The organism is Paracoccus sigandri (assembly GCF_003709565.1).
Taxonomy (GTDB): domain Bacteria; phylum Pseudomonadota; class Alphaproteobacteria; order Rhodobacterales; family Rhodobacteraceae; genus Paracoccus; species Paracoccus siganidrum.
Window position 1 is genome coordinate 34,818 of the sequence record NZ_QNRC01000006.1, and the last position, 14,991, is coordinate 49,808.

Sequence of the window (14,991 nt, forward strand, 5' to 3'; positions counted from 1 at the left end):
GAGGGGCCGGCGGCGCTTTCGCGCACGCGTGATCTTTCGGCAATCTTTCTCCTGCCGGTTGCGCGCCGATTGCGTGAAATCCGTGCCCGGCCTGCCCTGTCGCGACGATCTCCGCCCAGCCGGCGGGCATTCTCGGGACGGGCGCGATCCTCACGGAAACGTTGCCCCTGCCGGAGGGCGCGAAAGACCGGTCCCGTCTTCCACCGCAACACGGATCGGGTTATCCGGTGGCTACACGGGAAAATCAATTGCCGCAGGGCCGACAATGCGCCAACCTTGCGGTGTGCGCCCGGCGGGACCGACCGCGGCGGGCTGCACGGTCGGAAAAAAGAGGTGCCGCCGCTTGCTGGGGAAGACGGAATGCGGATGGTGAAGACAGCTCTGGCCGCGCTGGTGGTTCTGGGCGCGGGATACGGCGGGCTCTACCTGACCGAACGGATGCTGGCAGCCACGGGCGAAGCGATGATCGCCCCCTCGGCCCCGGCGCCGATGCGCGTCGATACCGTGCCGGTGACGATGGCCACCTTCAACGAGACCGTCCGCGCGGTCGGCACGACGCGGGCGATCCGCGCCATCGAGCTGACGCCGAAGACCGCCGGCCGCGTCGCCCGGATCGCCTTCACCCCCGGCATGCAGGTGGCGGCGGGCGACCTGCTGCTGCAGCTGGACGACCGGGCCGAGCAGGCCGACCTGAAATCCGCCGAGGCGACCCTGGCCGAGGCCCGCACCGCCTTCGAGCGGCAGGAACGGCTGAACCGCGCCGGCAGCGCCTCGGACGCGGCCTACCAGACCGCCCGCGCCGCGCTGCTGCGGGCCGAGGCCGCGCATGATCTGGCCCAGGTCGCGCTGGAGGACCGCAGCGTGACCGCCCCCTTCGACGGCATCGTCGGCCTGACCGACCTGGCCGAGGGCCAGCTGGTCGATACCGCGACCCGCGTCACCACCCTGGACGACCTGTCGGTGATCGAGGTGGCCTTCCGCGTCCCCGAAACCATCCTGCCCCACCTGCGGCCGGGCCAGCGGGTCGAGATGACCTCGCCCGCCTGGCCCGGCCGGGTCTTCGCGGCCCATGTCACCGGCATCGACACCCGCGTCGACATCGAGACCCGCTCGGTCGCGCTGCGCGCCCAGATCGCCAATGACGACCGCGCGCTGGCCGGCGGCATGTTCATGCAGGCCGAGCTGATCCTGCAGGAACGCCAGCGCCCGACCATCCCGGAACGCGCGCTCAGCGTCGATGGCGCGCGCGAGATGGTGATGCTGGTCGAGGACGGCATCGCCCGCCAGGTCGAGATCGCCACCGGCCAGACCCGCAACGGCATGGTCGAGGTGCTGTCGGGCATCGAGACGGCGCAATCGGGACCCGACGCCCAGCCCGCGCAGATCATCGTCTCGAACCTGCAGCGGGTCCGTGCCGGCATGGCGGTCGAGGCGACGCCGCTGGCCGCCAGCCGGGTGGAATAGGCCATGACCCTGCCCGACCTTTCCCTGCGCCGCCCGGTCCTCGCGACGGTGCTGAACCTTCTGATCGTGCTGATCGGCGCCGTCGCCATGTCGCGCCTGCCGGTGCGCGAATTGCCGCAGGTGGACACGGCCGAGATCACCGTGCGCGTCGAATATACCGGCGCCTCGCCCGAGGTGGTGGACAACCAGGTCGCCGCCGTCGTCGAGGGCGCGCTGGCCGGGATCGCCGGGCTGACCTCGATGGAGACGCGATCGGATCGCGGGCGGATGCGGACGGTGCTGACCTTCGACCCCTCCCGCGACATCGACAGCGCCGCCAACGACGTGCGCGGCGCGATCGAGCGGATCGTCGGCCGCCTGCCCGACGACGCGGAAGCGCCGCAGGTGGAAAAGAACGACGACGAGGGCGACCCGGTGCTGCGGCTGGCGCTGTCCAGCACCGAGATGTCGCCGCTGGAGCTGTCCGACTATGCCCGCCGCTACCTGGTCGACCGGCTGGCCCGCCTGCCCGGCGTCGCCGCCGCCTCGCTGTTCGGCGAACGGGCGCCGGCGATGCGGATCTGGCTGGACCAGTCGCACATGGCCGCCCATGGCGTGACCACCGGCGACGTGATCGCCGCGCTTCAGGCCAACAATCTCGAACTGCCCGCCGGCGAGATCGAGACCGGCGCGCGCCGCCTGCAGGTGCTGGCCCAGACCCGCTTCACCTCGCCCGAGGAATTTCGGCAGATGGTGATCCGCAGCGGCGGCGAACGGCCCTTGCGGCTGGGCGACGTGGCGCGGATCGAACAGGGGCCGGAACGCAACGAATCCTATTACCGCTCGAACGGCATGATCGCGCTGGGGATCGGCGTGCAGCCGCAGGCGCAGGCCAATACCGTGGCCATTTCCGATGCGGTCCTGGCGGAACTGGAACGCATCCGCCCTACCCTGCCCGACGGCATGTCGATGCGCATCACCTCGAACGAGGCGGTGTTCATCGAAAGCTCGATCAAGCAGGTCACCATGGTCTTCTTCGAGGCGGTGGCGCTGGTCACGGCGGTGATCTTCCTGTTCCTCGGCTCGGCGCGGCTGTCGCTGGTGCCGCTGGTCACCATCCCGATCTCGATGCTGGGCGCGATGCTGGCGATGATGGCCCTGGGCTTCTCGATCAACATCCTGACGCTGTTCGCGCTGATCCTGGCCATCGGCCTGGTCGTCGACGATGCGATCATCGTGCTGGAGAACATCCAGCGCCACAAGGCGCTTGGCGAACGGACCCCGGACGCCGTCCGCAACGGCACCAACCAGGTGAATTTCGCCGTCATCGCCACGACCATCGTGCTGGTCTCGGTCTTCCTGCCGGTCAGCTTCATGGAGGGCGAGATCGGCCGACTGTTCGCCGAATTCGGCATCGTGCTGGCGGTCTCGGTCGCGGTCTCCAGCATCGTCGCGCTGACCCTGACCCCGGTGATGGCCGAACGGCTGCTGCCCGAAAACGACCGCCCGAACATGCTGACCCGCGGCATGGACCGGCTGATACACGCGCTGGAACGCGGCTATCGCGCGGCGCTTTCGCGGATGATCGCCCGGCCGGTGGTGATCCTCTCGATCACCGCCTTCGCGGTGATGGCCTCGGTCGCGCTCTATCGCAGCCTGCCGCAGGAACTGACCCCGCAGGAGGATCGCGGCCAGCTGCGCATCTTCGCCAGCGGCCCGCAGGGGGTCGACCTGTCCCATACCGATTCCGTCGCCCGCCGGATCGAGGCGGTCCTGGACCCGATGGTCGAGGACGGCACGATCACCAACGTCACCTCGATCGTCGGCATGTGGGGCGACCTGCGCCGCTCGCTGCTGCTGGTGACGCTGGCGGACTGGGACCAGCGCAGCCTCAGCTCGGACCAGATCATGGCAGAGCTGCGCCCGCAGCTGGACAGGATCACCGATGCCACGATCAGCATCCGCCCGGCGGGCGGGCTGGGCATCAGCAGCGCCCAGGGCAGCATCCGCTGGATGCTGGGCGGGCCGGACATCGCGCGGGCCTCGGAATGGGCCGAGGACCTGGCCGCGCTGCTGCAGGACCTGCCCGGACTGGGCGAGGTCGAGATCGGCTACAACGCCAACCAGCCGGGCGCCGACCTGATCGTGGACCGGCTGCGCGCGCAGGACCTGGGGCTGGATTCGCAAACCGTCGCCCAGACGCTGCAGGTGCTGTTCGCCAGCCGCAATGTCGGCGAATATTACAACGATGGGCGCCAGTATCCCGTGGTGCTGCAGGCCGAGGCCCAGGACCGCGCCTCGATCCAGGACATGCTGGCGGTGCAGCTGCGCAACAATCGCGGCGACCTGATCCCGCTTTCCGCCTTCGCCACGATCCAGACCGGCGCCACCGTGCCCGAGATCCGCCGCTATGACCGGCTGCATTCGATCCAGATGGAGGCCGACCTGCTGGAGGGCACCGACCTGGCCGCCGCCATCGCCACGGTCGAAGCCGCCGCGCGGCACCTGCCGGCGGGCGCAGTGCTGGCCTGGAGCGGCCAGGCCAAGGACTATATCAACTCCTCCAGCGGCGTGGCCACGGTCTTCGCGATGTCGCTGGCCATTGTCTTTCTGGTGCTGGCCGCGCAGTTCGAAAGCTTCCGCACGCCGCTGACGATCATGCTGACCGTGCCCCTTGGGCTGGCGGGGGCGGTGCTGACGCTGTTCCTGGTCGGCGCCTCGGTCAATATCTTCTCGCAGGTCGGGCTGGTGCTGCTGGTCGGGCTGATGGCCAAGAACGGCATCCTGATCGTCGAATTCTCGAACCAGCTGCGCGCGGCGGGGCGGCCGCTGGTCGAGGCCGCGATCGAGGGCGCGGTGACGCGGATGCGCCCGGTGATGATGACCACCATCGCCATGGTGCTGGGCGCGGTGCCGCTGGCCACCGCGACCGGCGCGGGCGCCGAAAGCCGCCGCGCCATCGGCATGGTCATCACCGGCGGGCTCAGCTTCGCCTTCGTGCTGACGCTCTGCGTGACGCCGGTGATCTATGTGCTGGTGGAACGGGTCCGCATGCGCCCGAAGCCGGAAACCGCCGCACCCGAGGCCGAGGCGGAACGCGCCGCCCGGATCGGCGCCGAGTGATGCCCGCCCGCCTCATTCCTCGCTTTCGGCATCGGCCGAATTGACCATCGCGTTCAGGATCGCCGGCAGGTCGATCACGCCCAGCAGCTGCCCCTGAGGGTCGCGGACCTGCGCGGCCCCTGCCCCGGCCTCGACCATGCGCTGCGCCACCCGGTCCAGCTTCGAGCGCGCCTTGACGGTGAAGCCCGGCAGCGCCGCCCCCGGCGCGGCGGGCGTGGCGATGGTCTGCGCCTCGATGATCCGGCCGCGATTCACCTCGCGCACGAAATCGGCGACATAGGCATTGGCCGGGCGCAGCACGATCTCCTGCCCGGTGCCCACCTGCTCCATCGCGCCGTCGCGCAGGATCGCGATCTTGTCGCCCAGCCGCAGCGCCTCGTCCAGGTCATGGGTGATGAAGACGATGGTCTTGCGCAGCTCCTTCTGCAATTCCAGCAGGATCGACTGCATGTCCACCCGGATCAGCGGGTCCAGCGCCGAAAACGCCTCGTCCATCAGCAGGATCTCGGCATCGTTGGTCAGCGCGCGGGCCAGGCCCACCCGCTGCTGCATCCCCCCCGACAGCTGGCGGGGATAATAGCCCTCGTAGCCCTTCAGCCCGACCCGCTCGATCCAGCGGCGGGCGCGACCGTCCGCCTCGGCGGCGGGAAGGCCGCGGATGTCCAGCCCATAGCGGGCGTTCTCCAGCACCGTGCGATGCGGCAGCAGCGCGAATTTCTGGAACACCATCGCCGTCTTTTCCCGCCGGAAGGCGCGCAGCCGGACATCACTCATCGCCGCCACGTCCTGCCCGCCGCAGATCACCTGCCCCGCGGTCGGCGCGATCAGCCCGTTGACATGGCGGATCAGCGTCGACTTGCCCGAGCCCGACAGCCCCATCACCACGGTGATCCGGCCCGGCGGCACGCTGAGGCTGATGTCGCATAGCCCCAGCACATGGTCGTGGCGGTCGTGCAACTCCTCCTTGCCCAGCCCGGCCTTCACCGCCGGAAGATGGCGCGCGGCATCGGGGCCGAAGATCTTGTAAAGGTTGCGGATCTCGATGCCATGGGCCTGGCCCTGTTCCTGCGGCGCGCTCATTTCCCGGCCTCCGCGTGCTTCTGCAGCCGCCGGCCATAGGCCTGGGTCGTGCGGTCCATGATGATGGCGATGGCGACGATGGCCAGGCCGTTCATCACCCCCATGGTGAAATACTGGTTGTTGATCGCCTGCAGCACCGGCTGGCCCAGCCCGCGCACCCCGATCATCGAGGCCACGACGACCATCGCCAGGCTCATCATGATCGTCTGGTTGACCCCGGCCATGATCGTCGGCAGCGCCAGCGGCAGCTGCACGTCGCGCAGCTTCTGCCATTTCGACGACCCGAAGGCCTCGGCCGCCTCCAGCACGTCGGGGGCGACATGGCGGATGCCCAGATTGGTCAGCCGGATCACCGGCGGGATGGCATAGATCACCACCGCGATCACGCCGGGCACCTTGCCCAGCCCGAAGATCATCACCACCGGGATCAGGTAGACGAAGCTGGGCATGGTCTGCATCATGTCCAGGACCGGCGTGACCACCGCGTTCATGCGGTTCGACTGCGCCATCAGGATGCCGACCGGGATGCCCAGCACCACCGCGACCAGGGTGCAGACCGCGACCATGGCGATGGTGCGCATCGTGTCCTCCCACATGCCCAGATAGCCGACGACCAGCAGCGCCAGCACCGATCCCAGCGCGATCTTCCAGCTTCGGCTGGCCAGCCAGATCCCGGCGGCCAGCACGGCCAGCACCAGGATCCAGGGCGAATCGATCAGCAGGTTCTCAAGGAAGGTCAGCAGCCGGGCCAGCGGCGCGAACAGGTTTTCCAGCGGATCGCCCCAGATGCGGGTGAACTCGCGGAAGGCGCCGTCGACGGTCTGGCGCAGGGCGCGCAGCTCGCCCCGGCTCATTTCGGGAAAGCGGATAAGATCCATTCATCTGTCCTTGGTCGGGAAATGCAGGAAGGCAGGGCCGCATCCATGCGCCCTGCCCCGCCGGATCGCGCGCGCCACGCGTCAGAGCGCGTCGCGCACCCGCTCGGCCACCTCCTCGGGCACCCATTGGGTCCAGACATCCTCGCGCGTGGTCAGGAACTCATAGGCGCCGTCCTCGTTGCTGGCCTGGTTGTCGCCCATCCAGGACAGCATCTCGTTCACCGTCTCGTTGCTCCAGGCGCGGTTTTCGACATAGCCCATCGCCACGCCGGCCTTTTCGGCGAATTCCTTCGTCACCGCCGTGAAGACGTCCGAGACCGGCCATTCCGTCACCTGCGGATCGGGACAGTCCGAGACCACCATGCAATTGTCCCAGCGCTCGCGGTCGAATTCGGCCTGCAGGTCCAGCCGGGTCATGTCGTATTTGCCCAGGATCGCCGTCGGCGCCCAGTAATAGCCCAGCCAGCCCTCCTCGCGGGCGAAGGCCCGCGCGATCGAGCCGTCAAGCCCCGCCGCCGAGCCGGTATCGACCAGCTCGAACCCCCTTTCGCCGGCATCTGCGCCCTCGAACTGGTTGCGGTTGATCGCCTGGCAGGCCCAGCCCGAGGGGCAGCCGAACCAGGCCCCCTTCGATCCGTCCTCGGCGCCGGGGAACAGCTCGGGCCGCGCCAGCGCGTCCTCCAGCGTCACCAGGCCCTCCTGCTCGGCCAGCCAGGTCGGCACCCAGATCCCCTCGACCCCGCCATCGGACAGGATCTGCGCGGCGATCACGATCCGCCCCTCGGCCACCGCCGCGTCCAGCGGCTCCTTGACGGCGTTGACCCACAGTTCCGGCGCCATGTCCGGCTCGGCCTTCTCGTTCATCGAGGCGAAGGTCGGCATCGTATCACCCGCGACGAGCGCCACGTCGCAACCATAGCCCTCCTCGAGGATGATCTTGTCCACCCAGGCCGCCAGCCCGGCGCTGGCCCAGTTCATCTCGGCCACGGTCACGCTGCCGCAATCGTCCTGGGCCAGCGCCGGGGCGGCGGTGAATGCCGCGAAGGCAAGCGTCGTCGATGCAAGAATCTTGCGCATATGTCGTGATCCATCCTGTTGCGGCCCCCCTGTCGCGATGCGCGGGGACCTGGCGGACAGGTCCGGGACGCAGGATCGCGCCGGACGGTCCGCGGGCCTTTCCGGCCCTGTTGCATTCAGAAGCGCCAGGCGGCGCATTCGCGGAATGCAGTTCACTATACAGGGATGATCCGGCGTGACAAACCGATACGGCCCAGGGCGCGGTCAGGGTCCCAGCAGCCGCACCCGGCCGATTGCCGCACCGCAACGACGGGCGGCAATGATCAGCCGGTCGTTCAGATGGGTCTGGACATAGGTGGCATGGAATCGCGTCGGCGCGGCCAGGGTCAGGCAGTCGCCCTCGACCCCGCCATCGGCCAGCCCGGCGAACCAGGCATCGAACAGCGGCCGGTCCTCCTGCGCCAGGTGCCGGCGCATCCCGGCCCACAGCCCCTCGCCCGGCTCGACCGAGACGCGGCGGAAGGGCACGACATTCGGCTCGGGCGTGGTCGGGGCCTGGCCTTCCGCGCCCCCGACCCGGCTGACGAAATCCTCGCCGATATTGGGCCACTCGCCTCGGGTGTCCAGCAGGATGCGTTCCAGGTTCAGCTCCAGCACCGAGACCCGGCCCCGCGCGCCCTGCCGCTTGATCTCCAGCCAGCCCAGGCTGCGCAGCCGCGCCATCTCGCGCTTGACGGTGCGTTCGTCGACGCACCACAGCCGGGCGATCTCGCGCTGGCCGATGCTCAGCTCGTTGCGCTGCCAGTTGTAGCGCGCGGTGATCAGCGCCATCAGCCGAAGGACCTGGCGCTGACGATGTTTGTCCCCCGCCAGCGCATGTGCCATCATCGCCGAGAGGAGGTCATATTTCTTCGACCCTGCGTCGCGTCCGACCGGACGGATCACCTGCATCGCTGCTCCTGCCTGCCGGGTTTCCCGGCTTTTTTATTGCCCGCTGCTGCAGGCACTGCCCTCGTGGCTTGCGCGGTCTTTTGCCGCCTGGAACGTTTTTCGCCACATTGAAGGCATTTGCGTCCTGAAATCCGATTCTGTCAAGCGCTTTGCCGTGACCCCGAAAATCCCGACCCCATTCCATCAAGAAAAAACGGTATCAATGGTATTGTGGGACATCCTGGCTGTCCCCCTATCGGCCGGTTTTGTCCCCCAATCGCCCGGTGCCGGGAACGGATTGTCCCCCTATCCGGCGATCGGCGTCCTGCCCGTTGGCCCCCTGCCCGCCACATGCGATTCGCGCAGCACCCGCTTGGATTCGCTGCATTTCGCCTTTTCGGCAACTTCATTCAAATCCCCTTTTGCCAAAAAGGCAAATCCGGCGTAAAAGCGGAAACGACGCTGATCTGCGTCCCAGAAAACAGACAGGCAGAGCCATGTATACTCATGAAGACCTATCGCGGCTGCAGACCCAGTCGCTGAAGATGCAGGGCTGGATCCGGCGGCAGACCTTCAGCCCCTCGAACGAGAAGACGCTGCGCCGCTTCTCCAGCTGGGAGGTGGCAGAGCTGATCTTCCGCATCAACCAGTCCACCTTCCGCGGCAAGCTGGCCGCGGACCCGAACCTTCCCCTCGGGGAAGTCGAGGAGGACGGCCGCCAGCGCTGGTTCTCGCTGGACGAGATCAACGAGCTGCGCCGCCGCATCCGCATCAACCGCAAGTCGCTGATGCCGCCCCGCCCCGAGGGCAAGCGCGCCTTCCGCGCCGCCATCGCCAATTTCAAGGGCGGCGCCGGCAAGTCGACGGTGGCGCTGCATTTCGCCCATGCCGCCGCGCTGGACGGCTATCGGGTGCTGGTGGTGGATTTCGACCCGCAGGCGACGCTGTCCCATTCCATGGGCCTGAACGACGTGGGCGAGGACCATACCGTCTGGGGCATCATGGCCCGCGACCTGGAGCGCGAGACCGACCGGATGAACGCGGCCTCCAGCGGCGCCGAATCGGGGACCGCCCTGCCCCGCCGCAAGCTGCCCGCCTCGATCCGCGACATGGGCCTGGGCACGCTGCGCCCGGCCGATTTCATCAAGCCCACCGCCTGGCCGACCATCGACATCGTGCCCAGCTGCGCCAATGCCGCCTTCGTGGAATTCGCCAGCGCCCAGTACCGCCACCTGAACCCGGAATGGACCTTCTTCGGCGCGGTGTCGCGCTTCCTGGACGGGCTGGCCGACGATGCCTATGACCTGATCCTGTTCGACTGCCCGCCGGCGATCGGCTATCAGTCGATGAACGCGGTCTTCGCTGCCGACATGCTCTATATCCCCTCGGGCCCCGGCTACTGGGAATACGACTCGACCACCAGCTTCATCGGCCAGCTGGCCGAGGCGCTGGAGGATCTGTCGCATGGCTTCGAGAACTTCCCCACGGGGAAGATCGCGCTGCCCAAGGCCTTCGCCGACATCCGCTTCCTGATGACCCGCTACGAACCCTCGAACGACCTGCACCAGGCGATGCTGAACGCCTTCCAGCAGGTTTTCGGCGAACGCATGGCCCAGCACCCGATCGAGCTGACCCGCGCGGTCGAGCAGTCGGGCCGCTTCCTGTCCTCGATCTACGAGATCGATTACCGCGAGATGACGCGGGGCACCTGGCGCCGGGCGCGGGCGACCTTCGACCAGGCCTATGAGGAATTCCGCGGCCATGTCCTGGCGGCCTGGAACCAGCTGGAGGAGGAGACGGCATGAGCAGGAAACGCCGGGTATTCGACATCGAGATCCCCGATGACGACAGCGAAACCTTCCCCGCGGGGAAGGCCGGGGACCAGGACCAGCGCCGCGGCCCGATGGCCTCGGCCATCGCCGAGACGGTGGAATCGACCCGCGACCGGGCGCGGCTGGAGGCCGAGATCCGCGCCGAGAACGATGCGCTGGCCCAGGAACATGTGCGGCTGAAGCGGGCCGGGCTGATCACCGACATGGTGCCGCTGGACGCCATCGACACCAACAAGCTGATCCGCGACCGCGCGCCCGGTGCCGATTACGAGCTGTCGGAGCTGGTCGATTCGATCCGCGAGATCGGCCTGTCGAACCCGATCCGGGTCGAGCCCGCCGCCGATGGCCGCTATGAGCTGATCCAGGGCTGGCGGCGGCTGTCGGCCTATCGCCAGCTGCTGGAGGAGACCGGCGATGCCGAGGCCTGGGGCCGGATCCCGGCCGGGATCGCCGCGCGCGGGGACGAGCTGGAGCGGCTCTATCGGCGCATGGTCGATGAGAACATGGTGCGCAAGGACATCTCTTTCGCCGAGATGGCGCAGCTGGCCGTCCATTATGCGATGGACCCGATGACCCCGGAGAACGACCCGGAAAAGGCGGTGGCGATCCTGTTCCGCTCGGCCGGCTATCAGAAGCGCAGCTATATCCGCAACTTCATCCGGCTGGTCGAGGCGCTGGGAGAGGTGCTGCTGTATCCGCAGGACATCCCGCGCGCGCTGGGGCTGATGCTGTCGCAGCGGCTGGACGAGGTGCCGGGCACGGCGGCGGCGATCAAGGCCGAGCTGAAGGACTGGGACACGCGCTCGGTCAAGGATGAGCTGGAGGTGCTGCGCCGCTATGCGGGGCAGGGGGGCGATGTCACTGAAGGCGAGGTGCAGGGGCCGGCGCCCGCGCCAGCGACGCCCGCGGCCAAGGCCAAGACCACCTTCCAGATCGCCCGTCCGCAGGGCAGCGCCAAATGCACCGCCGCCAATGGCCGGCTGGAGATCCGGCTGCCGCGCGACTTCTCGGCCATCGACCGGCGGCGGCTGGAGGCGGCCGTGGCCTCGATGCTGGACCAGCTGGAGTGACCTTCCCCGCGGGGAAGGCCCCCCAAGGGGGGGTGGCATCCGAATGATCCGCATAAACTGATTGTGATGCGGATAAGAATTTCAATTGACTGGTTTCAAACAGAGAAGAAAACCGCCTGAAAAACCCCGAAAAGACCCGATCCCGTCGATTCCGGTCACGGATCGGGGCGGTCGGAGCCCGCGGCGACATGGCGCGACAGCCAGTCCCGGAAGGCCATCAGCGGGCGCAGCCCCTCCTTGCTGCGCGGCCATGCCAGCCAATAGGCGCCGGGTCCGGGCACGGCCGGCTTCAGGATCGGCCGCAGCCGCCCGCCGGCGATCTCGATCCGCGCCAGGTAGTCGGGCAGCAGCGCGACGCCCAGGTCCGAGATCGCCGCCTGGATCATCATCGAGAACTGGTCCAGCCACATGCCGTTGATGGCGGCCGGCGGCGCGGCGCCCTGGCCCCTGAACCACGATTCCCAGGCGGTCGGCCGGGTCTCCAGCTGCAGCAGCAGCTTGTCATGCAGCGCCTCGGCCGAGGCGATCGGGTGGCGGGCCAGGAAGCCGGGCGAGGCGCAGGCGGTCAGGCTTTCGTCGAAGAGCTTCAGATGCGCGGCCTCGGGCCAGTCGCCCTTGCCGAAATAGATCATCGCGTCGAAGGGCTCGGTCTCGAAGCTGAACATGGCGAAGCGGGTCGCCAGGTTGACCGACACGCCGGGATTGGCCGACAGGAAATCCGGCAGGCGCGGGGCCAGCCAGCGGGTGCCGAAAGTCGGCAGCACCGCCAGGTCCAGCGAGCCGCCATCGGGATTGGCGATCAGCGACATGCTGGCCCGCTGGATCAGGTCCAGCGCGCCCGAGACATCGGCGAAATAGCGCGCCGCCGCCTGGGTCGGCACCAGCCGCTTCTTGTGGCGCAGGAACAGCGCCTGGCCCAGCTGCGTCTCCAGCCCCTGGATCAGGCGGCTGACGGTGCTTTGCGTCAGGCCCAGCTCGGCCGCGGCCGCGGTGACGGAACCGCTGCGCATCACCGCGTCGAAGGCCAGGAGCAGGCCGAGATTGGGAAGGAAGCGCCTTTGCCGCATATTCGCCTGATGCATGATCTGATGCAGATTATCCATTTTTCATGCGCCTGGTAAATGGATAATCAGGGGGAAAGCCGGGGCCGGTCCCGGCGCGGGTATCAGGAGGCTTTCGCATGTCGGTGAAATCGCAGGGTGGCAAGTCGCACAAGGGTCAGCCCTTCGCATGGGAGGATCCCTTCCTGCTGGAGGATCAGCTGAGCGAGGAGGAGCGGATGATCCGCGACAGCGCGCGGGCCTTCGCGGCCGACCGGCTGGCCCCGCGGGTGCAGGACGCCTATCTGAACGAACATACCGATCCCGAGATCTTCCGCGAGATGGGCCGGGCCGGATTGCTGGGCGTCACCGTGGCCGAAGACCATGGCGGGGCAGGGGCGTCCTATGTCGCCTATGGGCTGGTCGCGCGCGAGATCGAGCGGGTCGATTCGGGCTATCGCTCGATGGCCTCGGTGCAAAGCTCGCTGGTGATGTATCCGATCGAGGCTTACGGCAGCGAGGAGCAGAAGCGGAAATTCCTGCCGAAGCTGGCCTCGGGCGAGTTCATCGGCTGCTTCGGCCTGACCGAGCCGGATGCGGGCTCCGACCCGGCGGGCATGCGGACGGTGGCGAAGAAGACCGCCGGCGGCTATCGGCTGAATGGCGCGAAGATGTGGATCTCGAACGCGCCGATCGCGGATGTCTTCGTGGTCTGGGCCAAGTCCGAGGCGCATGGCGGCAAGGTGCGCGGCTTCGTGCTGGAGAAGGGCATGAAGGGGCTGTCGGCGCCGAAGATCGAGGGCAAGCTGAGCCTGCGCGCCTCGATCACCGGCGAGATCGTCATGGAGGATGTCGAGGTCGGGGAAGACGCGCTGCTGCCCGGCGTCGAGGGCATGGGCGGACCCTTCGGCTGCCTGAACCGCGCGCGCTATGGCATCAGCTGGGGCGCGATGGGCGCGGCCGAGGATTGCTGGCACCGCGCGCGCCAATACGGGCTGGACCGCCACCAGTTCAACCGCCCGCTGGCCGCGACGCAGCTTTTCCAGAAGAAGCTGGCCGACATGCAGACCGAGATCGCGCTGGGGCTGCAGGCCAGCCTGCGGGTCGGGCGCCTGTTCGACGAGGGCCGCTTCGCCCCCGAGATGATCAGCCTGGTCAAGCGCAACAATTGCGGCAAGGCGCTGGAGATCGCGCGTCAGGCCCGCGACATGCATGGCGGCAACGGCATCCAGATCGAATATCACGTCATGCGTCATGCCCAGAACCTGGAGACGGTGAACACCTACGAGGGCACCCATGACGTCCATGCGCTGATCCTGGGCCGCGCCCAGACGGGCATCCAGGCCTTCGGCTGATGGCCGCGCCGCTTCGGGGCCTGAAGGTGGTCGAGCTGGCCCGCATCCTCGCGGGTCCCTGGATCGGCCAGACCCTGGCCGACCTGGGCGCCGAGGTCATCAAGGTCGAGGCGCCCGAGGGCGACGACACCCGCCGCTGGGGCCCGCCCTTCATCACCCGTCCCCGCGCCGATGGCGAACCCGAGACCGTCGCCGCCTATTTCCACGCCGCGAACCGCGGCAAGCGGTCGGTGACCTGCGACTTCAACGATCCGGGCGATCTGGCGCGGCTGAAGGCGCTGATCGACGGCGCCGACGTGGTGATCGAGAATTTCAAGGTCGGCGGGCTCAGGCGCTTCGGGCTGGATTACGACAGCCTTGCCGCGCGCAATCCGGGCCTGGTCTATGCCTCGGTCACCGGCTTCGGGCAGGACGGGCCGCGCGCCGCGCAGCCGGGCTACGACTTCATGATCCAGGGCATGTGCGGGATCATGGACCTGACCGGCGACCCCCAAGGCGAGCCGCAGAAGGTCGGCGTGGCCTGGATCGACATCTTCACCGGGCTCTACGGGGTGATCGCGGTGCAGGCGGCACTGGCGGAACGCGCGCGCTCGGGGCTGGGCCAGCACCTGGACCTGTCGCTTCTGGATTGCGCCCTGGCGGTGCTGGCCAACCAGGCGACGAACTACCTGCTGGGCGGGACGGTGCCGCACCGGCTGGGCAATGCGCATCCGAACATCGTGCCCTATCAGCTGTTCCCGGCCGCTGACGGGCACCTGATCGTCGCCTGCGGCAATGACCGGCAATTCGCCGCGCTGTGCCGGGTGCTGGATCTGCACGCTTTGGCGCAGGATCCCGACTATGCGACCAACCCGGCCCGCGTCGCCCATCGCGATCGGCTGGTGCCGCAGCTTTCCGCGGCCACCGCGCGCTTCACCCGCGCCGGGCTGATCGCGGCGCTGGAAGGGGCGGGCGTTCCCGCCGGGCCGGTCAATGACGTGGCCGAGGCGTTGGCCGACCGCCAGGTCGCCGCGCGGGGGCTGCGCATCGCGCCCGAGGGGATCGCCGGGCTGCGCAGCCCGCTGCGCTTCTCGCGCAGCCGGCTGGAAACCGAGCGCGCCGCCCCGACGCTCGGCGAGGGCGAATGGCGCTTCGCGGACACCCCGCCCGAAGGCTGATCGCCCCGCCCCGCCCCGCCGCCCCGCCGCGCCCCTGCCGCCTGCCGCTTCTTCGTTGTCCAAATA

The 14,991-nt window shown here is 68.5% G+C and carries 12 protein-coding genes; 7 read left to right on the top strand and 5 right to left on the bottom strand.

Going from position 1 to position 14,991, the window contains the following annotated elements; translation table 11 throughout:
* The first annotated feature begins 366 nt into the window (after positions 1-366).
* Both C9E82_RS06960 and C9E82_RS06965 read left to right on the top strand, forming a co-directional pair.
* The gene (locus C9E82_RS06960; RefSeq protein ID WP_170161958.1) at positions 367-1,464 is read left to right on the top strand and encodes an efflux RND transporter periplasmic adaptor subunit; all 1,098 of its coding nucleotides are present in this window, start codon (positions 367-369) and stop codon (positions 1,462-1,464) included.
* Positions 1,465-1,467: 3 nt separating this feature from the next.
* Positions 1,468-4,566: an efflux RND transporter permease subunit gene (locus C9E82_RS06965; protein ID WP_119896302.1), complete on the top strand. Its 3,099-nt coding sequence runs from the start codon at positions 1,468-1,470 to the stop codon at positions 4,564-4,566.
* Between the two features lie 12 nt (positions 4,567-4,578).
* Here C9E82_RS06965 and C9E82_RS06970 read toward each other — a convergent pair whose 3' ends face one another.
* From C9E82_RS06970 to C9E82_RS06985, 4 genes are all read right to left on the bottom strand, one after another.
* On the bottom strand, positions 4,579-5,646 hold the full coding sequence (locus tag C9E82_RS06970; RefSeq protein ID WP_119896301.1) for a quaternary amine ABC transporter ATP-binding protein: 1,068 nt from the start codon (positions 5,644-5,646) through the stop codon (positions 4,579-4,581).
* Positions 5,643-6,524, bottom strand: coding sequence for an ABC transporter permease (locus tag C9E82_RS06975; protein ID WP_119896300.1), 882 nt, complete (start codon positions 6,522-6,524; stop codon positions 5,643-5,645). Before C9E82_RS06975 ends, C9E82_RS06970 begins: the two co-directional genes overlap by 4 nt.
* 81 nt (positions 6,525-6,605) lie before the next feature.
* A complete protein-coding gene (locus C9E82_RS06980) occupies positions 6,606-7,601 on the bottom strand; it encodes an ABC transporter substrate-binding protein (protein ID WP_119896299.1) in 996 nt (331 codons plus the stop codon).
* Positions 7,602-7,805: 204 nt separating this feature from the next.
* Positions 7,806-8,492 (bottom strand): hypothetical protein, encoded by a 687-nt coding sequence (locus C9E82_RS06985; RefSeq protein WP_119896298.1) that lies wholly within the window; start codon positions 8,490-8,492, stop codon positions 7,806-7,808.
* Here C9E82_RS06985 and C9E82_RS24445 point away from each other — a divergent pair.
* Genes C9E82_RS24445 through C9E82_RS06995 form a run of 3 tightly spaced genes read left to right on the top strand, consistent with a single transcriptional unit; the run spans position 8,401 to position 11,373 of the window.
* Complete coding sequence (locus tag C9E82_RS24445; protein WP_170161957.1) at positions 8,401-8,919, top strand: hypothetical protein; 519 nt, start codon at positions 8,401-8,403, stop codon at positions 8,917-8,919. The genes C9E82_RS06985 and C9E82_RS24445 overlap by 92 nt on opposite strands.
* A 49-nt stretch (positions 8,920-8,968) precedes the next feature.
* A complete protein-coding gene (locus C9E82_RS06990) occupies positions 8,969-10,276 on the top strand; it encodes an AAA family ATPase (RefSeq protein WP_119896297.1) in 1,308 nt (435 codons plus the stop codon).
* Positions 10,273-11,373 carry a ParB/RepB/Spo0J family partition protein gene (locus tag C9E82_RS06995; protein WP_119896296.1) on the top strand — a complete coding sequence of 367 codons (1,101 nt, stop codon included), beginning with the start codon at positions 10,273-10,275 and terminating at the stop codon, positions 11,371-11,373. The genes C9E82_RS06990 and C9E82_RS06995 overlap by 4 nt, the downstream gene beginning before the upstream one ends.
* Positions 11,374-11,528: 155 nt before the next feature.
* Here the strand turns inward: C9E82_RS06995 and C9E82_RS07000 are convergent, their stop codons facing one another.
* Positions 11,529-12,455: a LysR family transcriptional regulator gene (locus C9E82_RS07000; protein WP_244936002.1), complete on the bottom strand. Its 927-nt coding sequence runs from the start codon at positions 12,453-12,455 to the stop codon at positions 11,529-11,531.
* Between the two features lie 98 nt (positions 12,456-12,553).
* Between C9E82_RS07000 and C9E82_RS07005 the strand changes: the two genes are divergently transcribed.
* Together C9E82_RS07005 and C9E82_RS07010 are read left to right on the top strand one after the other, a co-directional pair.
* On the top strand, positions 12,554-13,768 hold the full coding sequence (locus tag C9E82_RS07005) for an acyl-CoA dehydrogenase (RefSeq protein WP_119896295.1): 1,215 nt from the start codon (positions 12,554-12,556) through the stop codon (positions 13,766-13,768).
* Positions 13,768-14,925, top strand: coding sequence for a CaiB/BaiF CoA transferase family protein (locus tag C9E82_RS07010; protein WP_119896294.1), 1,158 nt, complete (start codon positions 13,768-13,770; stop codon positions 14,923-14,925). The genes C9E82_RS07005 and C9E82_RS07010 overlap by 1 nt, the downstream gene beginning before the upstream one ends.
* Positions 14,926-14,991 lie beyond the last annotated feature (66 nt).